This window comes from Shimia isoporae (assembly GCF_004346865.1).
Lineage (GTDB): Bacteria > Pseudomonadota > Alphaproteobacteria > Rhodobacterales > Rhodobacteraceae > Shimia > Shimia isoporae.
Genome location: NZ_SMGR01000002.1, coordinates 510,783 through 532,239, shown reverse-complemented (window position 1 = coordinate 532,239; position 21,457 = coordinate 510,783). Strand labels below are relative to the sequence as shown.

The window sequence follows — 21,457 nt, the reverse complement described above, 5'->3', positions numbered from 1 at the left end:
TAGGCTGAGTTAGAGACTGAACTGGCGGTCGTCATTCATCCGGAACAGAGTGAATGGCAAACTGTTCCAGTTCGGCCTCGGCCGGCTTTATCGAACGAAATTGCTCTTTCACTCCTGTGTCAGTCAGCTCTCTGCTGACGGTCAAAAGCGTGTTGGGGTCATGTTCGTCACACAATTCCATCATGTGGCGCAGTTCGTCTTTTGCGACCGGCAAGGCAGCCTCGAGTGAAGGCGCTCCATATAAAGCAACAAAGTGCTGCGCCAAGGCCTGTTCCAAGGTGTCCAGTTCTGCTTGTTCAATCGAGGTGACAGCCACGAAAGTGACGCGTCCAAAAGTTTCGATACCGAGCCAGCCGTTTGCGAAGGCCTGACGAGATTTTCCCGTCAGGTCGCCTTCACCCCAGTTCGAAAATTCGAAACCTCCGCTGATCGCCCATTCACCGGTGCGAGCCGGATTAAAGAAGATGCGTTGGTCGCTTTCGTCGAAATGAATGGCGCGTGCGAGATGCATCAGGCGGCTCCTTGCAAAAGGGTTGAGAGAGGGATCAGCCGGGTTTCATTGCCGTCGCGTAGTAACATGCCAAAGTGTTCGTCAACTCCGACAAATACGCCTTCATAGTGCGTGTCGCCGATGGAAAAGGAGACGTCCTCCCCGACGTTCTTGGCGAGACCCCTCCATTCGTCATGAAGCGGTTTGAGACCGGAATCTTCCATGCGGTTGATCCATACAAGCGTATGACGAACCCACGCGGACAGAAGGTCTTCGGAGGCGATATCAACACAACCTTCTTCGAACAGACACGTCTGGTCTGGTGCATTTCCGGGTGTGTTAGGGTCTATTGGCAGCAGCGGAAGCTCCAACCCGACGACCATCCAATCAGGATCTTCTCCGGAGTCATGCGTTGATGCCGCGACCTGTATCCGACCGCAGGAAGCTCCGTTCACATACAATCCACCGTTCCAGTCCAGATGCACCCCGACTTCGGGCGGTGCCAGCGCACCAAGAGCGTTTTGAAAGCCTATCGCACAACAAACGAGAACAGGCATCGCCTGTTCCAGCCCTACTTCGGGAGCGAATACAATGGCCGCGCGAAGTTGATCCGCGGCCATGTTGTAAACCACGAGCCCGGCGTCGCATCCGACTGTTGCCTGAAGCTGAGCCTTGGCAAAGGGGTCGGTCATGCCTGTAAGTTCCATCCCCTCAAACAGGGGAGGGAATTGTGGTGTCGACGTCATGCGTTTCCGCTTTCGATCAGAGAACGTGCGAGGGATCGGAAGGCCTGCGCCTGCGGTGCGTCAGGCTTGCTGACGACAATTGGTGCGCCCCCGTCGGCGGCAATGCGGATATCCATGGCAAGTGGGATCTCGGCAAGCAGGGGGACGCCAAGTTTCTCAGCCTCCGCTGCGACACCGCCGTGACCAAAGACATGTTCTTCATGGCCGCAATTTGAGCAGATGTGCGTGCCCATGTTTTCGATCATTCCGACTATCGGCGTGCCAAGTTTCTCGAACATATTGATGCCCTTGCGAGCATCCAAAAGGGCAATATCCTGCGGCGTAGAGACTATGACGGCTCCTGTCAGTTCCGCTTTTTGAGCGAGCGTCATCTGGACATCGCCAGTTCCGGGCGGAAGGTCCACGATCAGCACGTCCAGAGCACCCCATTGCACCTGATTGAGCATCTGTTGGAGCGCTCCCATCAGCATTGGGCCGCGCCACACGACCGCTTCTTCCTCACGGGTCATCAGGCCGATGGACATCATTGTCACGCCATGATTGCGCATTGGCAGAATGGTCTTTCCGTCAGGGCTTGATGGGCGTCCGGAAACACCCAGCATTCTGGGCTGGCTGGGGCCGTAGACGTCTGCGTCCAGCAATCCAACGCGGCGGCCTTCGGCGGCCAGCGCAGCGGCCAGATTGGCGGAGACAGTCGACTTGCCGACACCGCCCTTGCCGGACGCAACAGCGAGAATGCGGTCGATTCCCGGTATTTTTTGAGGGCCTTGAGGTTGAGCCGGACGGTTCGGTTTCAAATCCGGTGGTGCCTTTGGCGTGGCGTGTGCGGTCATCACAACCGACACTTTGTCGACCCCGTCGAGCGCTGCGATCCGGTCTTCAGCCTCGGCTTTGACCGATTGAAGCGCAGAGGCGTTCGCCGGGTCAATTTCCATCACGAACCGGACTTCTCCGCCGTCCACATTCAGGGCGCGGACCATACCGGAAGACGCGAGATCGCTTCCCGATACGGGATCTTTCAAGTCTTTGAGAACATTCAGAACTTCGTCACGAGTTGCCATTCATTCGCGCCCTTTGATCTGTCCGGTGACAACGTGTTCGATATCCAGGCCGTCAATAGTCAGAACCATCCTGGCGGTGAATTCCTTGCCCGCGGTGGCTTCTGCACCGGCGGTCCGCATTGCGTCTTCGATCGCCTGCTGGGAGGTCACGCCGACCTGTTTGAGGAACTTACGCATTGTCATGTTGAAGTCTTCGCTCATCGTCAGAGTCCTTTCGCGACGGTTGACCCATGTTGACGCAAGGAGAGCGCCGCATCTAGGCTTTGTGCATGGGTTTTGTTCGGTTTCTTTTTTGCGTTCTTGCATGCGTTGTGTGGTTGGCCGGTTCGGCGGGCGCACAGGGAAAGACGCTCACGCTCTCCGCGCCGGAAGAGATTACGGATAGCGGTCTTTTGAAGTTCATGTTGCCGCGGTTCGCGCTCAAACACGGTATCCGGGTGACGGTTGTCGACACGGATGCAGAAGTGGTTATCGAAGTCGGTGAAATGCCGGTATTTGCCAGAGAAGACGTGGGATACGGCGTGCGGTCGACCGCTGACAGCCCGCATGCAGAGACTTTCGTTGTGTGGCTCTCCAGCGAAATCGGTCTGCGCACCGTGTTGAGTTACAAAGTTGACGGTGTGACCGTATTTGCGGAGCCTGCGGCGCCGGAGGAAGAAGCGATCGCCGTTGTGTTGACCGGCGATGCACTTAAGGGGCAGGACGCGAGTTTGCGGGCCTGTGGGCGTTGCCATGTGGTTGGAGAAATCAACCGGATGGCGGGAATCGGTTCGACACCTTCCTTTGCGGTGTTGCGTACCATGGCGGATTGGCAGGAACGGTTCGAGATTTTCTATGTTCTCAATCCCCATCCTGCCTTCACCATCATTCCCGAGGTCATCGAGGAGTTTGATGAAACGCGTCCGAGTCCGATTGCGCCGGTGACCGTAACGCTGGAGGAGATCGAGGACATCGTTGCTTACGTGGCCGCAATGGACCCCGCTGACCTTGGAGCACCGATAGCGCATCAGTGATCCCGGCGTTTTGACAGGTAGTCGTCTGTGGTTGTCACGCGTGGGCGTTCGCCAGCTGCAAACGGATTGTTCTGTTGGTGAAACTGCGCATTGACCCGACAATCGTCACACATGCGGATCATGCGGGCCGCATCCGACGTCGCGAACATCGCGTGTTTACCCTCAAGCTTTTCGATGATGCGTTCCACGGTGGACTTCACGCCAAAAAGCTTGCCACATTCTACGCAGGCAAACGGTTCCTCCTCGTGCAAAACCTGTTGGGACAGAGCGCTGTCGGCGGTGTTGAACTGAGGCAGAAGAGAAATCGCATTTTCTGGACAGACCTGGGTGCAAAGACCGCATTGCAGGCAGGCGTCTTCCTGAAAACGCAGCTGCGGTTTGTCGGGATTGTCACCCAGCGCACCGGCGGGACACAGAGAGGCACAAGAAAGGCAAAGCGTGCAGGCGACTTTGTCGACAACGACTGCGCCATATGGCGCGGAATCCGGCAAAGAAAGCGGAGCGTCAAGGTCAGGTTGCAGGGTTTTTACAGCCAGGCGTGTGACCTGGCGGCGCGTACCGAGCGGCAAGATCGGGGCAACGTCAGGCGCGGTGGCGGAGCTGGAAAAAAGATCGTCGCACAGTGCGGCAGGATCCGAAGGTTCCAGCAAGCGGATGGCGTCGGTCTGCCCGGACAAAGCGCGTGCAAGCGGCAATTCTGCATCGAGCGCGCTTCGGTCTGTGGACGGAGCCGCCAAAACATCCACCGCGGCAAAGCCACAGGCCAAAGCGGCCAGAATCTCGGCGTGACCGAAACCCGAGACCCTCTCAAGATCCAGCGGGATAACGTCGGCAGGAAGACCTCGTTCAAACCGAGCGGACAGCGAGATCATTTCAGCGCCGAAGTCACGGTCGTGGACGAGCAAACGAGGTGCAGCGCCTCCGGCCTCGCGGTAGGCGTTCGCCAAGCCGGAAATTCGCGCGAACAGAAAGCTGGTGGGCGGGTCATCGTAGGTGATTGCGCCGGACGGGCAGAGAGCCGCGCAGCTTCCACAACCCGCGCAAATGTTCGGGTCGATGTCGACGTGGTCGCCTTCGGGTCTGATTGCGGACGTTGGACAGTTGTCCAGACACTTGGAGCAACCCGCCTGCTCGGCGCGGGAATGCGCGCAGATCGTGGGGTCTAACGCGAGAAAGAACGGTTTTTCAAACGTTCCAACCAGGTGGGACGCTTCGACAATGGCGGCGCGCAAGGCCGAGGCGCTGTTGGGGTCAGCCCGTAGGTAACCTTCTCGTTTTTCGTGTGCGGGAAAGAGCGGCGTTTCGCGGCGCAGGTCGAGGATTATGTCACATTCTGTGCGCCCGCCGTCACGGGGTTCGCCAAATGTCAGGGGGCCGCGACCCGCCGGCATCAGCTGTTGCAGCGCGTCGATGCGAACGTCGAAGCCGCCGAGCGCCCCTTGCGCGGATTTCAGAGAACCCAAAACGACTTCGAAGCCACGATCCAGCGGAACTTCTTCTGCGTCCTGAAGCAAAACGGTGACGTTTAGGTGCTCCTTGAGTTCACTCGCCGCCGCAAGCGCGGCTTCGGAGTCGCCCAAGATCAGACACAACCCTTCCGAGACAACATCAAAGGTTTTGACAGGAGGAGGAGTGCGTAGTGCATCGGCCAGAAGGGCGGCCTGTTTCGGGCCGGCCCCAGCGGATTCATCGGACCATCCAGCACGATCTCTAAGGTCGACAAATTGCGGCTCGGGGGCATCTATTTCGGCGGCAATTTCGGTGAAAAAGGCGCGCTCTTGTTGGCAGCCGATGATTACGTCGCCGCTCGAAATGGCCTTTGCAGCGATCGCTGATTGATGGGTGCAAAGACCTGTGTGAATCTTGGAACACGTCACGCCCTCAATGCGTTCGAGTGCGTCAGGATGCACGCTAGAAGTGTTTGAACAATCACAAAGAATCAAGGATTTGGGCATTGGATCGTCTGGCTCCTCCGGCTGCAATCTCCCGTTTGCGCGTCCTAGAAACGCATGTTTCCCGATCTGCGTAAACCCCTCTCGCCCTGCTTGAGGGTCGAGCGGCGTGATTCGAAAAAACCAAGTGATTCTATGGGTTATTGCCGGAGTTGGACAAACTGTCCGCTCTTTCCCTAGGGGCAGAGGTGGCAGGCACAAAATGTCCAGTTTTTTGCCGATCTGCAGCATTTTTTCCGAAACACTTTGGCAAATCCGCGCTACGCTGGGATCATATTCTTGATCAAAACTTTTTTTGACGTCCGGCGAATTGGCCGGTTTGGGAGGAAGACAACTATTATGCGGCAAGCGCCGGTCTCTTTGCCTTTGGGCATCGTGGTGCGAAGGACGCCTTCGGTTAGCCGATGGGCGCCTTGGGCGTACAAAGCTGTCAGCGTTATTCCCGGTGCCGGTGAAGCGGACTGGCAAGTGTTGCGCGAAGAGGGTGACGTTGTCGAATACCACGCAGCAACAGTCGCGTTAGAGTTGTGGCGCACTGATACTGAAGCTTACCTGACCGGGCTATCTGCGCGTGTTCCTTCGATTGGGGTCGTCATGCGTGAAAACACCGATCCTGACAGCTCCCGTCCTTATGAGGTTTTGTTGGCGACAGCGTCTCCGTATGAGTGCCAGGATTATGCCGACAGCGGCGAAGAGTTGTTGGAGCTTGTCCCGATGCCAGAGGGTTTGGTGGCTTTGCTTCGCGACTTTGTTGATGAGCATCACGAGGAAGAGGTTTTTGTGAAGCGCCGACGCGACAAGAAGCGGGTCGATGACGTTGAAGACGGACGAGGCGATCCGCGAATTTCCCAATTGACGGATGTGTACCGTGCGCCGCGTGCAGGGAGGCCACATTGAGTCGCGGCGGAGATTTCTGGGCACGCCGGAAGGCGGCCGTCGCTGCGGAAGCAGAGGCCGAGATGATTGCGCAAGAACGCGCAGTTGCAGCCGAGGAGCAGGCGTCTCTCGAAGACAAGCCTGACGCCGAAATTCTTGCGGAGCTCGATTTGCCAGATCCGGATGAATTAGGCCCAGGTGACGATTTCTCGGCTTTTTTAAAAACAGCGGTCCCAGAGCGCCTGAGACGCCGGGCCCTACGCAAGTTGTGGCTGACAAACCCGACTCTGGCCAACGTAGATGGTCTTGTGGACTACGGTGAAGACTTCACGGATAGCGCCATGGTCGTCGAAGGCATGCAGACCGCCTATCAAATCGGGAAAGGCATGCTGAAGCACGTTGAGGAAATGGCCCGAAAAGCAGAGGCGATGGATCAGCCTGTACTGGGCGAGGCAGCCGAACAGCCAGCAGCCGACGATGAGGCTGACGTGCCAGAAGACGTGATCGCGATGGCGGAGGTCGAAGATGCAACGCCTGCCGAGATCGCAATTGGCGAGACTGACCCTGCGGCGGAGGAAATTGCGCCGTCACCTCGTCGTCGGATGAGATTTGAATTTGAGCAACCCGCGATGGAGCGCCAATGACGGAAACTGCCACTCAAACAGCGATCGCAGAAGAAGACCTGCTGCGGGCTGATCTGTATGATTTCATGTCTGCGTTGCTGGCAGGACCGCCGGACAAGGACTTGCTGGCGCGAACGGCAGCCCTGTCCGGGGACAGCAGCGAGTTGGGACAAGCGGTCAGCACTCTGGCCCGTGTAGCGAAGGTGACCAACGCCAAGGCGGTTGAGAGTGAGTTCAATGCGCTGTTTATCGGTATTGGCCGCGGAGAACTGATGCCTTTCGCGAGTTACTACCTGACAGGGTTCTTGAATGAAAAGCCGCTCGCGACCTTGCGCACTGACATGGCAGGGTTGCGCATCACCCGTGCGCCAAATGTGTATGAGCCCGAAGACAATATCGCGAGCCTGATGGAAATGATGTCGGGCATGATCCGTGGCCGGTTCGGTCAAACGGTGCCAGTCGCCAAGCAGAAAGACTTTTTCTTCCGGCATATAGCGCCTTGGGCGGAGCACTTTTTCTCCGATCTGGAAGCGGCACAAAATTCGGTGCTCTACGCGCCGGTCGGCTCGGTCGGCAAAGCCTTCATGGAAATTGAAACGCAAGCATTCCGCATGGGGGCGGAGTGACCGGAACTGACGCAAACCGCCGGACCCCAACCGGCCAGACAAAGGAGGAAGCAATGAGCAAACCTGCGGATGACAAAGCCACCTCGCGGCGGGATTTCCTGAAACTCGCCACAGCGGCAGCGCCAGCAGCAGCGGTTGCGGCGACTTTGGCGCCGGAAAGCGCCGAAGCACAGCCTGCCGATCTGTCCAGCACCAAAATGCAGGACACAGCGCATACCCGCGCCTACCTCGACAGCGCCCGGTTCTGACCGGACGACGTTACCCCGCCCCCGACCACCGGTTGCGTGACGCCCACCGGTCGGGATTACGAGAATACCGAGCCAGTCCCCGAAGCGGGACAGCAAGGGAGGAAAACAATGCTTAGGAAAAAGACCAACGGGGTTGCGCGACGCCCCCAGCGGACAAGTATCCTGTCTGCCGCCGCTGAAAAATCAGTGGATCGCCGCACGTTTTTGCGCGGCTCCGGCCTCGCCATCGGCGGGCTGGCAGCGATCGGGGCCACGGGTGGCACCGTCACTCAGGCTCAAGCGCAGGATGCTGCGAACTCTGCTGTTCAAACTGTCAAATCTGTCTGCACCCACTGCTCTGTCGGATGCACCGTCGTCGCCGAAGTGCAAAGCGGCGTCTGGATCGGGCAGGAGCCCGGTTGGGACAGCCCCTTCAATCTGGGTGCGCATTGTGCCAAAGGCGCAGCGGTCCGCGAACACGCCCACGGCGAGCGCCGACTGAAGTACCCGATGAAGAAAGAAGGCGGCGAGTGGAAACGCATCAGCTGGGAACAGGCGATCAACGAGATCGGCGACGGCATGATGAACATCCGCGAAGAGAGCGGCCCTGACAGCGTGTATTGGCTTGGTTCGGCCAAGCACAACAATGAACAGGCCTATCTGTTCCGCAAGTTTGCTGCCTATTGGGGCACCAATAACGTGGATCACCAGGCACGTATCTGTCACTCCACTACGGTTGCCGGCGTGGCGAACACATGGGGCTACGGCGCCATGACAAATAGCTACAATGACATCCACAACTCCAAAGCCATCTTCATCATCGGCGGTAACCCGGCTGAGGCGCACCCTGTCTCGCTGCTCCATGTGCTCCGCGCGAAAGAGCGTAACAACGCTCCCCTGATCGTATGCGACCCGCGGTTTACCCGCACGGCGGCACATGCGGATGAATATGTGCGCTTCCGTCCAGGTACAGACGTTGCTCTAGTATGGGGAATTCTGTGGCACATCTTCGAGAACGGTTGGGAAGACAAAGAGTTCATTCGCACCCGTGTCTGGGGCATGGACCAGATCCGTGAAGAAGTGAAAAAGTGGAACCCTGAGGAAGTTGAACGTGTAACAGGCACGCCGGGCGAGCAATTGCGCCGTGTGGCCCGTACTATGGTGAACAACCGACCCGGCACCGTGATCTGGTGTATGGGTGGTACACAGCACACCAACGGTAACAACAACACCCGCGCGTACTGCATTCTGCAGCTGGCCCTTGGCAACATGGGTACTTCGGGTGGTGGCACCAATATTTTCCGCGGCCACGACAACGTACAGGGTGCAACGGACCTTGGTGTACTGTCTCACACACTGCCGGGCTACTACGGCCTGTCCAACGGCGCCTGGGCACACTGGGCGCGGGTGTGGGGTGAAGATCCCGACTGGCTGGCGGGGCAATTCGCCAAGACCACCGGTGCCGACGGCAAGGAAAAGTCGCTTCAGAACCTCACCGGTATTCCGGTGTCTCGCTGGATCGACGGTGTTTTGGAAGACCCGGACAACATGGACAACCCCGACAAGGTTCGCGCCATGGTTCTCTGGGGGCATGCGCCGAATTCCCAGACCCGCGGCAGGGAAATGAAAACCGCGATGGAAAAGTTGGACATGCTGGTCGTGATCGATCCGTTCCCGACTGTTTCTGCGGTGCTTCATGACCGGACCGATGGCGTCTATCTTCTGCCAGCTTCTACGCAGTTTGAGACCCGTGGGTCCGTAACCGCGTCCAACCGCAGCTTGCAGTGGCGTGACCAGATCATGGAACCGCTTTTCGAAAGCAAGACAGACCATGAAATTATTGGTTTGCTTGCCAACAAGTTCGGGTTTGGCGATCGGCTCTTCCGTAACATTGAAATGGATGACGAAAACACGCCGAATGTCGAAAGCGTCACCCGTGAGTTAAACAGCGGATTGTGGACGATCGGTTATACCGGTCAGTCGCCTGAGCGTATCAAAATGCATATGGCGAACCAGCACACGTTTGACCGCACCACGTTGCGCGCAAATGGCGGGCCGGCGGATGGTGACTATTACGGTATGCCTTGGCCTTGCTGGGGCACAGCCGAAATGAAGCACCCCGGTACCCCGAACCTCTATGACATGTCCAAACGTGTCAGCGAGGGCGGTTTGACCTTCCGTGCCCGCTTTGGTGTGGAAAGGGACGGTCAAAACCTTCTTGCGGAGGGTGTTGCGAGCCTAGATTCCGAAATTCAGGATGGCTACCCAGAGTTCACGATGCAGATGCTGATGGACCTCGGTTGGGACAGCGACCTGACGGATGAGGAGCGCGCGGCAATTGACGCTGTGGCCGGTCCAAAGACCAACTGGAAGACCGACCTGTCTGGTGGCATCCAGAGGGTTGCGATCAAGCACGAGTGTGCGCCGTTTGGTAACGCAAAGGCGCGGGCCGTCGTTTGGACCTTCCCGGATCCGATCCCTCTGCATCGCGAGCCGCTCTATACGCCGCGTCGCGATCTGGTGGAGGACTATCCGACTTACGAGGATCGGAAGTTCTATCGTCTTCCGACCATGTATGCCTCGATCCAGAAGCAGGACTTCAGCAAGGATTATCCAATCATTCTGACGTCTGGTCGACTGGTGGAATACGAGGGCGGCGGCGACGAAACCCGCTCCAATCCATGGTTGGCAGAACTGCAACAGGACATGTTTGTCGAGATCAATCCGCGCGATGCGAATAATCTTGGCGTACGTGACCGGGCGCAGGTCTGGGTCGAAGGGCCTGAAGGCGGCAAGGTCAAGGTTATGGCCATGGTCACCAATCGCGTTGGCGAAGGCGTTGCCTTTATGCCCTTCCACTTTGGCGGACATTTCGAGGGAGAGGATCTGCGGAGCAAGTACCCCGCCGGAGCCGACCCATATGTGTTGGGCGAAAGCACCAACACGGCGCAGACCTACGGCTATGACAGCGTGACCCAGATGCAGGAGACGAAAACGACTCTCTGCAAAATCTGGGCAGCATAAGGAGGAAGAGAAATGGCACGAAGTAAGTTTCTCTGCGACAGCGAACGCTGCATCGAATGCAACGCCTGTGTCACCGCCTGCAAGAACGAGCACGAGGTGCCCTGGGGCATCAACCGGCGCCGTGTTGTGACGATCAACGACGGCAATCCGGGTGAACGCTCGATCTCGGTGGCATGTATGCACTGTTCGGACGCGCCCTGTATGGCGGTCTGTCCTGTGGATTGCTTCTACCAGACCGAAGAAGGTGTGGTGTTGCACTCCAAGGATCTTTGCATTGGCTGCGGCTATTGCTTCTATGCGTGTCCGTTTGGCGCGCCGCAGTATCCACAGGCTGGCAACTTTGGCAGCCGGGGCAAGATGGACAAATGCACATTCTGTGCAGGCGGTCCCGAGGAGAACCATTCCAACGCGGAGTTCTCAAAATACGGGCGCAACCGGATTGCCGAAGGCAAGCTGCCATTGTGTGCGGAAATGTGTTCCACAAAGGCCTTGCTTGCCGGTGACGGCGACGTTGTCTCCGGCATTTATCGCGAGCGGGTTGTCGCGCGCGGTTTCGGTACCGGAGCCTGGGGCTGGGGCACAGCCTATGAACAGAAAGGCGGCTAAGACCGCTAATGACAGTGGCGGCAGACTCTTTGCCGCCACTTCTGTTGCAAACTCGACCTAAATTTCGGGGCGCTCTTTGTACTGGAGCGCAAATGCCCGTTTGGATTTCGACAGGATGAGGTTCCTGATGCGCGCGCTATTGTGGATTGTTTTGAGTGTGATGCTGGCGTTTCCCGCCGCGGCCGAGGACGTCTCGGCAGATGCGGAGCAACCTCGTGCCGCCACGGGCGGTGCGCAAACGCTTGAAGACATCATGGCCCGTCAAAGGGGCGAAAAAATTGACGACGCCGAGCGTCGTAAAAACACCGGGCAAGGCAATGTGGAGGCCTTGATGGGCCAACTTGGCACGCGTGGTGTGGCGTCGGATTCCGACGTTTATCGCGCGCTTCGCTACGGCAGCGCCGATACGTCCACTTCGGCGCGCGGCCCCACGACCGGACTTTTGATCCAGGACGGGGGCATGCGTTGGCTTACTTTCCGAGAAGGGCCACTTCTGACCTATGGTCTGTACTTCCTTGGCGCGATGGTGGTTATCATTGGTGCGTTCTACGCGTATCGCGGCAAGATCATGATTGAAGGACCAAAAACCGGACGCAATATCATCCGTTTTGATGCTTTTGAGCGGTTTGTTCATTGGGTAATGGGCGTCAGTTTTGTCATCCTTGGACTCAGTGGTTTGTTCCTGATCGCCGGACGCAAATTCCTTATCCCGTGGATGGGACACGACGCCTATGCGGTGATTGCACAGGGCGGGAAATGGGCTCACAACAATATGAGCTGGGCGTTCATGCTGAGCGTGATTTTTGTTTTCATCCTATGGATAAAACACAACATTCCGGATCGCGGCGACATCAAGTGGATGGCGCAAGCCGGCGGACTGTTTTCTGAAGGTGTGCATCCTCCAGCCAAGAAATTCAACGCAGGTCAGAAGATCATTTTCTGGTCGGTTATCATCCTTGGGGTATCGATTTCGCTGTCCGGTTTGGCGCTTTTGTTCCCGTTCGAATTTTCGATGTTTGCCAAGACGTTCCAAATCATCAACATCACGGGGCTGCCGCAGTTGATCAGCGGTGCGCCGTTGCCAGAAGTTTTGTCGCCGTATGCCGAAATGCAACTGGCGCAAATCTGGCACGGGATCATCGCGTTTGTCTTCATGGGCATCATCATCGCCCACATCTATTTGGGCTCGTTCGGCATGGAAGGTGCCATCGAAACGATGGGCACAGGTGAAGTCGACGAACAATGGGCCAAGGAACACCATTCGCTTTGGTACGAGGAAGAGATGGCCAAAGCCAAGGGTGCCCCGCAATCCGCTGATCAGGCAACTCCGGCGGAATGAATGCTGCGCGCGCTTCTGATCTTTTGGGCCTTTTCTTGGTTTTCGGTCGCATGGGCTGGAGAGTTCTTCACGCTTGAAGGGCATGGCGGTCCCATCAAGGGCATCGCCGTCTCACCGGATGGCGAGAGTATTCTGACCGCAAGTTTTGACTATTCGCTCGGACATTGGCAGGCGGGCACGTTGGAATGGCTGGAAGGTCACGAGGCCGCTGTTAACGCAGTCGTTTTTGTTGACGATACCCTTGCGGTGTCGTCGGGGGACGATTTTGCTGTGCGGCTTTGGGATTTGGCCGCTGGCACGAGCAGAGAACTGGGCCGCCATAAAGGCAAAGTGGTTTCTCTCAAACTTTCGCCTGATGGGAAAAGCGTCGCGTCGGCAAGCTGGGACGGCACCATCGGGATTTGGCCGCTCAACGGTGGTAAGCCGCGTGGCATAAAGGTTGATAGCAACGTCAACGATGTCGTCTTTGTGCGTGGTGGCACAGCGGTTTTATCCGCCGGATCGGATGGCCATATCCGCGAGTGGGACACGGCAACAGGCACCCAGAACCGCCTTCTTTTGAGCAACGGTTTTGGCGTAAATACGATGGTTCACGATCCGGCAAAGGGCTGGTTGGCATTCGGAGCCGTCGACGGAGTGACCCGCATTGTAGATGTTACAACTGTGGCGACGATCCGGGATGTGACGCTCGAGAGACGGCCTATACTAGCTATGGCGCAAAGTCGCGATGGCCGGTACCTCGCGATCGGCGATGGAGAGGGGTTTATCTTGCTTCTGGATACATCGGACTGGTCCATTCATGCGGATTTTCGTGCCACGCACAGGGGGCCGATCTGGGCCCTCGCATTTTCGGCTGACGGCGAAAATATTCACGCGGGCGGACTGGATGATGCGATGTTCAGCTGGCCGATGAGCGACCCCAGAGATGCGCCAAAGATGGTGCAAGGTGAACGGAGTTTTCTGAACGGAAGCGAGACTGCCTCTAACGGCGAGAGGCAGTTTCAGCGCAAATGCTCTATTTGCCACACGTTGACAGGCGACAGTGCACGCCGAGCCGGACCGACGCTCAAGAATTTGTTCGGGCGCCGGGCTGGGACCGTTTCTGACTACTCTTATTCCGATACGCTTTTGCAAAGCGAGATCGTATGGGATGCGCAAACCATTGATGCGCTTTTTGATTTGGGGCCGGATGTGTATATTCGGGGGACCAAGATGCCGGTTCAGCGGATCAAGGCCCCGCAGGACCGCGCCGACCTGATCGAATTTCTGCGCCACTACAGCGAAACCAGGGAAAACTGAAAATGAAAGCATTTCTCATGGCCTGCGTTGCCGTCATCGGCATTGCCATCGCCGCCTACTATGGCCTGCACGCGGCTGGCTTCTCTGCCAGCGACAAGGGCAGCGGTCCGGCGGTGCGACTGGATTGACGGAATGACGCAGACTGTACGCGCCCGCCCGCAAGACAAGGCGGCGTCGGAATTTGGAATTGGGCTGGCAACGGCCTCGGTTCTGGTTGTGGATGACGAACCGGGTATCCGCAACTTCATCGTGAAAATCCTGAAGCCCGTGGTGGGCCGAATTGAACAGGCGGCTAATACCGATGCGGCTACACGCCTTTTGGACGCCAATCACTATGACATAGTCATACTGGACAACGTGATGCCCGGTACAACTGGGCTGGAATGGTTGAGTGAACAACGCAAACTCGGCTTTTTTGCGGACACGATCCTGATCACAGCTTTTGCAGATATGGACACCGCAATCGAAGCGATGCGGGCCGGAGCCGTTGATTTCGTTCTGAAGCCGTTTCGGTCAAACCAGATTCTGAATGCGGTTGCGCGTTGTGTGGATCGAGTGAATCTGCGACGCGAGAACTATTTGCTGAAATACGAACTGGCGAGTGGCAATGCACAAGTGCGTTCCCGGTTGCTCGGGAGTTCACCGGAGATTGACCGGATTCGTGGCACATTGGGGCGGGCGGCGCCATTGCCGACACCTGTTCTTTTGACGGGCGACACAGGCACGGGGAAAGAAGTCGGCGCACGGGCACTTCATATGATGTCCGATCGGGCTGAAAAGCCGTTTGTTCCCATCAACTGCGCTACGATTGCGGGAGACACAATCGAAGCCGAACTTTTTGGTCGTATCCTGCAAGATCCTGCCGGACGCACCGTGCGTCAGGATGGTCTGTTCATGAATGCCAATGGCGGTACACTGTACATGGACGAAATTGTCGAATTGCCCTTACCGGTTCAGGCATCTCTTTTGCGGGTGATTGAACATCAGCGCGTACGTCCAGTTGGCTCATCGCGTGAAGTGCCGTTGGATCTTCGGTTCATCTTCGCGACAAACGGAGATCTTGACGGGGCAGTTGAAGCCGGTCGGTTCCGCGCGGACCTTTATCATCGGATCAATGTTCTCAACGTGCAGATGCCGAAGTTGAAAGACCGGATCGGCGATCTGAAGGAACTGGCTTTGATGTTCATTCAGCAAATTTCGCAGAGCCTCGGGGTGCCACCATTGGCGCTATCAGAAGGGGTCCTACTGCATATGTCGCGCTATGACTGGCCGGGCAATGTCCGCGAGCTTCGCAACCTGATTGAGCGTTCTTTGATCGTCGGCGAGTGGCCGGCAGAATTTGCTGCAACGGGTAGCGATGAAGAAGTCGCTGCGGTGGATAGTTTGGCAGCCGTTGAACGGCGGCATATCTTGACGGTTCTGGATGCATGCGACGGGAACCGAGCGGAGGCCGCGCGTCGGCTTGGTGTGTCACGCAAGACCATCGACCGGAAGTGCGCCATGTGGAATGAGTGAGCCAGCGGCCAAGGTGGTGACCCGCGCGCGGTCAGTGCGCATACGCCTTTTGGCGATCGCGCTATTGCCAACGCTCGTGATCATGCCGGTATTTTTCATGGTGACGGCCGTCAACTGGGGCGGTCGTTTTGACAACTTGCTGATTGCCAAGGTGAATGGAGAACTGACAATTGCGGATCAGTTCCTGTCTCAACTTCTGGAAAAGAGTGATCTTCAGGTTCGGGCAGTTGCCGAGTCTGCAGAGTTCGTTCTATGGGCGGAAAGTGATCAGGACGGTCCATTGGCAAAAATCCTCGAAGCCAAGCGACGCGCGCTTGGACTTGATTTTCTCTACTACATGAATGGCGATGGAGAGGTTTTGTCGTCGCCGCGGTTTTCCGAAACCGGAAACTTGGCGCAATGGCCTGTTGTGAGCCAAGCTCTGTCAGGGGTGTCGGCAAGCCATATCGACATTTTTTCGCAGTCTGACTTGGCTGGAATTACGGCTGAACTAGCGGAAAGGGCGCGTATTAGACTTGTGCCGACCGAAGCGGCAGTTCCTACGAACCGCAGTGAAGAAACCCGAGGCATGGTGGTGCACACGGCGACCCCTGTGAACGTCGGACGCGGGGGGGCATTGGTTGGCGGTGTTTTGCTGAACCGAAACCTCGAATTCATCGATACGATCAACGATCTGGTGTATCCCAGCGCGAGCCTCACAGAAGGGTCGGTGGGCACGGCGACCTTGTTCCTTGACGATGTCCGCGTTTCAACCAACGTGCGCTTGTTTGAAAACGAGCGTGCGCTCGGGACGCGCGTCTCGGCGATTGTGCGTGAAACAGTGCTGGAGAAAGGAGAGGTTTGGCTGGACCGCGCGTTTGTGGTGAATGACTGGTACATCTCAGCTTATGAGCCTTTGACAGACAGCTATGGAGATCGGGTCGGCATGCTGTATGTCGGATTTCTGGATCAACCGTTTCGGGACGCAAAATTTTCAACAATTCTGACGTTTGCAGTGGCGTTCGCTGTGATTGTCTTGTTGTCGGTTCCAATTTTTTTGCGCTGGGCGCGTCAGATTTTTGAACCCCTCGAGCGAATGTTGCGGACGATCACACGAGTCGAACGCGGCGATCTCGGTGCGCGAACCGGGGTGGGAAATACCGGTGACGAAATCGGCCGCGTTGCGGCACAAATGGACGAACTTCTGGAACAGATCCAGGAGCGGGACCGGGAACTGACGCGGCGTGTGGCAGCGCGCACCAAAGATCTGGAAATCGCCAATCAGCAATTGGAAGCGACGACACGCCAGCTAGTTGTTTCAGAGAAACTGGCTGCGGTTGGCGAAATTGCGGCCGGTATTGCGCACGAGGTCAATAACCCAATTCAGGTGATTCAAGGCAATCTTGACGTGATGCGGGTTGAGTTGGGCGGTGATGCGGATCGGGTTGGTACCGAACTCCGATTGATCGACGAACAGGTTCACTCCATTTTTCTCATCGTGAACAAATTGCTGCAATTCACGCGACCCGATGAATATGCAGAAGGTATGGAGCACCACCGCCCTTCAGATGTGATGGCCGACACGATTCCACTGGTGCAGCACCTGTTGAACAAGGCCGAGATAGCACTTGTGATAAACACGCCAAGCCAGAAAGCTGTCGCGATTAATCGCACCGAGTTGCAGCAGGTGTTCATCAATCTGATCGTCAATGCGATCCATGCAATGCCGGAAGGCGGGACCTTGACCTTGTCGGTGCTGGATGCGGACGATGGAATAGCGATCGCGGTTCAGGATACTGGTGTTGGAATGTCGCCCAATGTTCTGGCGCGTATTTTTGACCCTTTCTTCACAACCAAGAAAGGCGAAGGGACAGGGTTGGGACTATCTATCACACGTAAGTTGGTTGAGCTTTATGGCGGCAGCATAGAAGCTGAAAGTGAAGCCGGAACCGGCACAATTTTCCGAGTCAGTTTTCCGGAAGCCGGCGACGTTTGAAACAGGAGGCTGCGATGTTTTCGATCAATCGACGCGACATGATTTTAGGTAGCTTTGCGCTTGCCGGACTACCGCGTATGGCTCTCGCCGATGCGGACGGATTCATCGACATTGGCGCTTTTGAAACGCAGGTTCAGCTTGTCGAGGGCAACTATCCTAAAACGACCGTCTGGGGGTTCAATGACTCTGTGCCAGGGCCAATGCTCGGAGGCAAACAGGGCGAACGTATGCGTGTGCGTCTAATCAATGGACTGTCCGAGGACACGGCAGTGCACTGGCATGGAATGCGGGTCCAAAACGCGATGGATGGGGTGCCCGGCATGACAATGGACCCCGTGCCACCACAAGGTAGTTTTGAATATGACATCGCCCTGAAAGATGCTGGAACCTATTGGTACCACAGTCACAACCGCTCGCTAGAGCAGGTATCCAAGGGGCTTTATGGCGTTGTGGTTGTCGAGGAGACCGCACCGCCGGACGTGGACCATGATCTCGTGGTTGTGCTGGATGACTGGCGACTTTCGCCGGAGGCACAGATTACAGATGATTTCGGGAATATGCATGATCTGAGCCACGGGGGGCGGCTTGGCAATTATATTCATGCGGTTGTTGAACCCATGCCTGCCAGACTTCAGGCAAACCAGCGTCTGAGACTTCGGTTTGTGAACACCGCGACCGATCGGATTATGCCGATGGTTCTAAGAGGCGTTGAAGGGTGGGTTGTGGCTCGCGACGGTATGCCCCTGGCCGTTCCGGAAACCATCGGTCCACTCACGCTTGGGCCTGCAGAACGTGTGGACGTCATCGTGGATGTGACCGCTGGCGCTGGCGGCGAGGTCCTTTTGGCTTTCCGGGAAGGTGACCAAGGCTATGTCTTGACGCAGTTCCCTGTGCTTGCCGGCACACGCGCGCCCCGAGATGCGGTTGTCGCATTGCCACCAAACCCAATTTCGCAAATCGCCTCAATTGAGGGAGCCCGAACGGTTCCGGTGATGATGGGAGGCGGCGCCATGGGAGGGTTGCGTAGTGCGACCTTTGAGGGTGAAGAAATGGAGATGCGAGCGCTCGTGGAAAGGGGGCAGGTTTGGGCCCTGAATGGCGTTGCAGGCTTGCCGGCCGAGCCATTGTTTCAAGCGGCCCGAGGTGAGACGATTGTGCTGAAAATGCGCAATGACACCGCTTTTCCCCATGCAATGCATGTGCACGGAATGCATTTTCAGGAAGTTTTGCCGGACGGCAGATTTGGACCACACAAAGACACTGTGCTGTTGATGCGAGGCGAAGAAAGAGCCTTTGCATTTATCGCAGATAACCCAGGTAAGTGGTTGGTCCATTGCCACATGCTGTCGCATCAAACCGCCGGCATGAAAACCTGGTTCACCGTCAGCTGATCTTGCTTTGTTGTGCTGTGGGTGTGATTCCGAATTTTCCGCGATAAACGCGCGCAAAATGCCCGGGGCTTTCAAAGCCGCAAGCGAGCGCGATTTCGGTGACGGACTGGTCGGTTTGCACCAAGAGATTGCGGGCACGATTCAGGCGCAGATCCATCAGGTATTTCTTCGGCGAGCAATTCAGGTACCGTCCGAAAATCCGCTCAAGTTGGCGCGTAGAGATGCCAATTTCATCTGCGATCAGGGACGGTGACCGTGGACGTTCAATACTGTCGTTCATGATTTGAATCGCCTTGACGAGGTGTGGATTTCGCATGCCGTGGCGACTTTGAAGCGACACGCGTTGCTCGGCAGTGCCTTCGCGTACGGCGTTGTAGACCATTTGGTCTGCGACCGCAGTTGCAAGTTCCGAGCCATGAGTTTCACCGATCAAATGCAGCATAAGATCCGCTGTCGCAGTGCCGCCGGATGCTGTTATTATTGGCTCGTCAGCAACAAATACGCTGCTAACAAGGTTCACGTCCGGGAAGTCCTCGAGAAAGCTGTCATGAAAATCCCAGTGGATTGCTGCCCGCATACCGTCAAGCATTCCGCCTTTTGCAAGAATGTAAGCCGCCGAACAGAGCGCGCCGACTTTGGCGCCTTGGGCCCGCCCTTTGCGCAGCGCCGCGAGTAAATCGCCGTCCACATGGTTGTGCATGTTAATTCCGGAAAGAGCAAAAAGCCGGCCGCACTTCGGCAGATCCCTGAAGCTGTAGTCGACCAGCGAGACGGTACCGTTTGAGCAGGTCTCGCGGGTACCATCCTTGCTGGCCAAAACCCATTCATAAAGCGTTTCACCCGAGATCAGGTTGGCAATGCGCAATGGTTCAATCGCGCAGGAAAAGGCGATGTGCGTGAATTCTGGTACCAAAAGTATGGCAAATCGTTCGGTCATAGGCATGGGATTAGGCTAACACACGGCGAAAGCGACAAAGAAATTCTTTTTGTATACATATTGTATTTTTGAGTCTAGCGTCACTGGTAGGTTGGTGATTCCATGCTGGAGAAACATGTGTCGGCGAATCCAAGTTCTCGTAAAGAAGCACTCTATCAGTCGCTCAAATCCGCTGTATTAACGTTGGCATTGCCACCTGGTTCGGATCTGGATGAGACAGCGCTGAGCGATGAGTTTAACCTGTCGCGAACACCGTTGCGGGAGGTGTTTCGAAACCTCGCAGGCGAAGGTTATCTGGATCTTCGAGAAAACCGCGGCGCGCGCGTCAGTGAAATGAGTCACAAGACCTTGCGCGACTTCTTTCTTGCTGCTCCGATGATTTATGGGGCTGTCATGCGGCTCGCGGCAGTCAATCGCACAGACTCTCAGATACAGGCTTTGAAAGCTTCGCAGGAAGACTTCCGCGCCGCATTGCGCAGCGGGTCGGGGACGGATCGCGCGCTCGCAAACAACAGATTTCACGAAGTCACAGGGGAGATGGCAGACAACATATATTTGTTGCCCAGCTTTCAGCGCCTTTTGATCGATCACGCCCGAATTTCGATGACTTTCTATCGTCCGCAGGATGAGAGCATGGCCCGCAATGTATCCGATGCGGCCGACCAGCACGACGCAATCATCGCGGCAATCGAAGCCCGCGACGAGGCCGCTTGTGCTCAGCTGGCGGTTGACCACTGGAACTTGTCGCGCGGGCAGATCGAACTTTTTGTGATGCCCGCAGGGCTGGATATGCCTTTGGGCGAACTGCCCGGAGCGCGTACTGCATAGAGGACTATGATGACACCAATTTTCAAATTTGAAGGCATCTACACACCCGTGGTGACGCCTTACCACCATGATGGCACTGTGAATTTCGATACCTTGTCCAATGTCATCGAACACCTGATTTCGCGTGGAGTACACGGATTGATCTCGGGCGGATCGACTGGTGAAAACTATGCCCAGACGGTTGCAGAGCGCGTTGAGATCGCGACATTTACTGCGGATCAGATAAAGGGCCGTGTGCCGCTTGTTATGGGCACGGGCGCGATGCTCACGGATGATTCCAAATCGCTGGCTGTCGCGGGACGTGAGATGGGCGCAGACGCCATACTACTTGCTAGCCCGCCTTATGCCGTTCCGACGGATCGCGAAAATGCGCTGAACGCGCTCGCAATTGATAAGGCCGCCAATCTTCCTGTGATGCTGTACAATTACCCGCATCGAACCGGCACGTTGATGGGAGAAGAGTTCCTTGATCGGGTCGGTCGTAGCCGGAATTTCTGCGGAATCAAGGAAAGTTCTGGCGATATCAACCGCGTGCATCTTCTGGCGAGGGACTATCCGCATATCCAACTGGGATGCGGCATGGACGATCAGGCGCTGGAATTTTTTGCGTGGGGCGCACCATTCTGGGTGTGTGGCGGATCAAACTTCCTGCCGGACGAACACATCGCGCTGTATCAGGCCTGTATTGTCGAAAGGAACTTCGAGAAAGGGCGCAGGATCATGAGTGCGATGATGCCCTTGATGAGGGTGCTCGAGCAGGGGGGGAAGTTCATCCAGACGATTAAGTACGGTGTGACTCTCAACGGGATGGATACCGGCCCTGTTCGGGCGCCGCTGAAAGGGCTGAACAAGGACGATAAACGCGCACTGGAACAGGTTGTCCGAGTGCTGAAAACCACGATTGCAAATATTCAGGCGGAGGGCTGAGA

General features: G+C 56.6%; 21 protein-coding genes. 15 read left to right on the top strand and 6 right to left on the bottom strand.

Annotated elements, in window-relative coordinates; all coding sequences use genetic code 11:
• Positions 1-31 precede the first annotated feature (31 nt).
• From BXY66_RS14050 to BXY66_RS14035, 4 genes are read right to left on the bottom strand one after another with little or no spacing between them, the layout of a single operon-like run.
• Positions 32-511 carry a DUF6505 family protein gene (locus BXY66_RS14050; protein WP_132860957.1) on the bottom strand — a complete coding sequence of 160 codons (480 nt, stop codon included), beginning with the start codon at positions 509-511 and terminating at the stop codon, positions 32-34.
• A complete protein-coding gene (locus BXY66_RS14045) occupies positions 511-1,236 on the bottom strand; it encodes a biotin/lipoate--protein ligase family protein (protein WP_132860955.1) in 726 nt (241 codons plus the stop codon). The genes BXY66_RS14050 and BXY66_RS14045 overlap by 1 nt, the downstream gene beginning before the upstream one ends.
• On the bottom strand, positions 1,233-2,297 hold the full coding sequence (locus BXY66_RS14040) for an Mrp/NBP35 family ATP-binding protein (RefSeq protein WP_132860954.1): 1,065 nt from the start codon (positions 2,295-2,297) through the stop codon (positions 1,233-1,235). Before BXY66_RS14040 ends, BXY66_RS14045 begins: the two co-directional genes overlap by 4 nt.
• Entirely contained in the window at positions 2,298-2,498 is a 201-nt protein-coding gene (locus BXY66_RS14035; RefSeq protein ID WP_132860953.1) for a DUF6494 family protein, read from the bottom strand. It lies immediately after the preceding gene.
• A 200-nt stretch (positions 2,499-2,698) separates the two neighbouring features.
• On the opposite strand from BXY66_RS14035, the gene BXY66_RS14030 reads away from it, so the two are divergent.
• Positions 2,699-3,310 (top strand): cytochrome c family protein, encoded by a 612-nt coding sequence (locus tag BXY66_RS14030; RefSeq protein ID WP_165929189.1) that lies wholly within the window; start codon positions 2,699-2,701, stop codon positions 3,308-3,310.
• Here the strand turns inward: BXY66_RS14030 and BXY66_RS14025 are convergent.
• Entirely contained in the window at positions 3,304-5,265 is a 1,962-nt protein-coding gene (locus BXY66_RS14025) for a 4Fe-4S binding protein (RefSeq protein ID WP_132860950.1), read from the bottom strand. The genes BXY66_RS14030 and BXY66_RS14025 overlap by 7 nt on opposite strands.
• 336 nt (positions 5,266-5,601) lie before the next feature.
• Between BXY66_RS14025 and BXY66_RS14020 the strand changes: the two genes are divergently transcribed.
• From BXY66_RS14020 to BXY66_RS13970, 12 genes are all read left to right on the top strand, one after another.
• Positions 5,602-6,159, top strand: a complete 558-nt coding sequence (locus BXY66_RS14020; protein ID WP_132860949.1) for a DUF3305 domain-containing protein — start codon at positions 5,602-5,604, stop codon at positions 6,157-6,159.
• A complete protein-coding gene (locus BXY66_RS14015; RefSeq protein ID WP_132860947.1) occupies positions 6,156-6,782 on the top strand; it encodes a DUF3306 domain-containing protein in 627 nt (208 codons plus the stop codon). The genes BXY66_RS14020 and BXY66_RS14015 overlap by 4 nt, the downstream gene beginning before the upstream one ends.
• Entirely contained in the window at positions 6,779-7,387 is a 609-nt protein-coding gene (locus tag BXY66_RS14010; protein ID WP_132860946.1) for a TorD/DmsD family molecular chaperone, read from the top strand. The genes BXY66_RS14015 and BXY66_RS14010 overlap by 4 nt, the downstream gene beginning before the upstream one ends.
• A gap of 53 nt (positions 7,388-7,440) precedes the next feature.
• Entirely contained in the window at positions 7,441-7,635 is a 195-nt protein-coding gene (locus tag BXY66_RS14005) for a ubiquinol-cytochrome c reductase iron-sulfur subunit N-terminal domain-containing protein (protein WP_132860944.1), read from the top strand.
• 108 nt (positions 7,636-7,743) lie between these two features.
• Entirely contained in the window at positions 7,744-10,638 is a 2,895-nt protein-coding gene (locus tag BXY66_RS14000; RefSeq protein WP_132860943.1) for a formate dehydrogenase subunit alpha, read from the top strand.
• A 12-nt stretch (positions 10,639-10,650) separates the two neighbouring features.
• Positions 10,651-11,244, top strand: coding sequence for a formate dehydrogenase FDH3 subunit beta (fdh3B, locus tag BXY66_RS13995; RefSeq protein WP_054004314.1), 594 nt, complete (start codon positions 10,651-10,653; stop codon positions 11,242-11,244).
• A 127-nt stretch (positions 11,245-11,371) separates the two neighbouring features.
• Positions 11,372-12,583, top strand: coding sequence for a formate dehydrogenase subunit gamma (locus BXY66_RS13990; RefSeq protein ID WP_132860941.1), 1,212 nt, complete (start codon positions 11,372-11,374; stop codon positions 12,581-12,583).
• Entirely contained in the window at positions 12,584-13,882 is a 1,299-nt protein-coding gene (locus tag BXY66_RS13985; protein ID WP_132860940.1) for a c-type cytochrome, read from the top strand. It begins immediately after the preceding gene.
• Positions 13,883-13,884: 2 nt separating this feature from the next.
• Positions 13,885-14,010: a hypothetical protein gene (locus tag BXY66_RS20700; protein ID WP_279432503.1), complete on the top strand. Its 126-nt coding sequence runs from the start codon at positions 13,885-13,887 to the stop codon at positions 14,008-14,010.
• Between the two features lie 4 nt (positions 14,011-14,014).
• On the top strand, positions 14,015-15,397 hold the full coding sequence (locus tag BXY66_RS13980) for a sigma-54-dependent transcriptional regulator (RefSeq protein ID WP_132860938.1): 1,383 nt from the start codon (positions 14,015-14,017) through the stop codon (positions 15,395-15,397).
• On the top strand, positions 15,390-17,372 hold the full coding sequence (locus tag BXY66_RS13975; protein WP_132860937.1) for a sensor histidine kinase: 1,983 nt from the start codon (positions 15,390-15,392) through the stop codon (positions 17,370-17,372). The genes BXY66_RS13980 and BXY66_RS13975 overlap by 8 nt, the downstream gene beginning before the upstream one ends.
• Before the next feature lie 14 nt (positions 17,373-17,386).
• Complete coding sequence (locus BXY66_RS13970; protein ID WP_132860936.1) at positions 17,387-18,763, top strand: multicopper oxidase family protein; 1,377 nt, start codon at positions 17,387-17,389, stop codon at positions 18,761-18,763.
• Here the strand turns inward: BXY66_RS13970 and BXY66_RS13965 are convergent.
• Entirely contained in the window at positions 18,756-19,706 is a 951-nt protein-coding gene (locus tag BXY66_RS13965) for a GlxA family transcriptional regulator (protein ID WP_132860934.1), read from the bottom strand. The genes BXY66_RS13970 and BXY66_RS13965 overlap by 8 nt on opposite strands.
• Before the next feature lie 96 nt (positions 19,707-19,802).
• Here BXY66_RS13965 and BXY66_RS13960 point away from each other — a divergent pair, with 96 nt between their 5' ends.
• A complete protein-coding gene (locus tag BXY66_RS13960; protein ID WP_132860933.1) occupies positions 19,803-20,528 on the top strand; it encodes a GntR family transcriptional regulator in 726 nt (241 codons plus the stop codon).
• Positions 20,529-20,537: 9 nt separating this feature from the next.
• The gene (locus BXY66_RS13955) at positions 20,538-21,455 is read left to right on the top strand and encodes a dihydrodipicolinate synthase family protein (protein ID WP_132860931.1); all 918 of its coding nucleotides are present in this window, start codon (positions 20,538-20,540) and stop codon (positions 21,453-21,455) included.
• Positions 21,456-21,457 lie beyond the last annotated feature (2 nt).

Excerpts from the sequence above, each read along its gene's own strand:
- BXY66_RS14040 (WP_132860954.1), bottom strand. The coding sequence starts at position 2,297 with ATGGCAACTCGTGACGAAGTTCTGAATGTTCTCAAAGACTTGAAAGAT.
- BXY66_RS14005 (WP_132860944.1), top strand. The coding sequence starts at position 7,441 with ATGAGCAAACCTGCGGATGACAAAGCCACCTCGCGGCGGGATTTCCTG.
- BXY66_RS14050 (WP_132860957.1), bottom strand. The coding sequence starts at position 511 with ATGCATCTCGCACGCGCCATTCATTTCGACGAAAGCGACCAACGCATC.
- BXY66_RS14010 (WP_132860946.1), top strand. The coding sequence starts at position 6,779 with ATGACGGAAACTGCCACTCAAACAGCGATCGCAGAAGAAGACCTGCTG.
- BXY66_RS13960 (WP_132860933.1), top strand. The coding sequence starts at position 19,803 with ATGCTGGAGAAACATGTGTCGGCGAATCCAAGTTCTCGTAAAGAAGCA.
- BXY66_RS14025 (WP_132860950.1), bottom strand. The coding sequence starts at position 5,265 with ATGCCCAAATCCTTGATTCTTTGTGATTGTTCAAACACTTCTAGCGTG.
- BXY66_RS14020 (WP_132860949.1), top strand. The coding sequence starts at position 5,602 with ATGCGGCAAGCGCCGGTCTCTTTGCCTTTGGGCATCGTGGTGCGAAGG.
- BXY66_RS13965 (WP_132860934.1), bottom strand. The coding sequence starts at position 19,706 with ATGCCTATGACCGAACGATTTGCCATACTTTTGGTACCAGAATTCACG.
- BXY66_RS13985 (WP_132860940.1), top strand. The coding sequence starts at position 12,584 with ATGCTGCGCGCGCTTCTGATCTTTTGGGCCTTTTCTTGGTTTTCGGTC.
- BXY66_RS14045 (WP_132860955.1), bottom strand. The coding sequence starts at position 1,236 with ATGACGTCGACACCACAATTCCCTCCCCTGTTTGAGGGGATGGAACTT.
- BXY66_RS13990 (WP_132860941.1), top strand. The coding sequence starts at position 11,372 with ATGCGCGCGCTATTGTGGATTGTTTTGAGTGTGATGCTGGCGTTTCCC.
- BXY66_RS14030 (WP_165929189.1), top strand. The coding sequence starts at position 2,699 with ATGTTGCCGCGGTTCGCGCTCAAACACGGTATCCGGGTGACGGTTGTC.
- BXY66_RS13975 (WP_132860937.1), top strand. The coding sequence starts at position 15,390 with ATGAGTGAGCCAGCGGCCAAGGTGGTGACCCGCGCGCGGTCAGTGCGC.
- BXY66_RS13980 (WP_132860938.1), top strand. The coding sequence starts at position 14,015 with ATGACGCAGACTGTACGCGCCCGCCCGCAAGACAAGGCGGCGTCGGAA.
- BXY66_RS20700 (WP_279432503.1), top strand. The coding sequence starts at position 13,885 with ATGAAAGCATTTCTCATGGCCTGCGTTGCCGTCATCGGCATTGCCATC.
- BXY66_RS14035 (WP_132860953.1), bottom strand. The coding sequence starts at position 2,498 with ATGAGCGAAGACTTCAACATGACAATGCGTAAGTTCCTCAAACAGGTC.
- BXY66_RS13955 (WP_132860931.1), top strand. The coding sequence starts at position 20,538 with ATGACACCAATTTTCAAATTTGAAGGCATCTACACACCCGTGGTGACG.
- BXY66_RS13970 (WP_132860936.1), top strand. The coding sequence starts at position 17,387 with ATGTTTTCGATCAATCGACGCGACATGATTTTAGGTAGCTTTGCGCTT.
- fdh3B (WP_054004314.1), top strand. The coding sequence starts at position 10,651 with ATGGCACGAAGTAAGTTTCTCTGCGACAGCGAACGCTGCATCGAATGC.
- BXY66_RS14000 (WP_132860943.1), top strand. The coding sequence starts at position 7,744 with ATGCTTAGGAAAAAGACCAACGGGGTTGCGCGACGCCCCCAGCGGACA.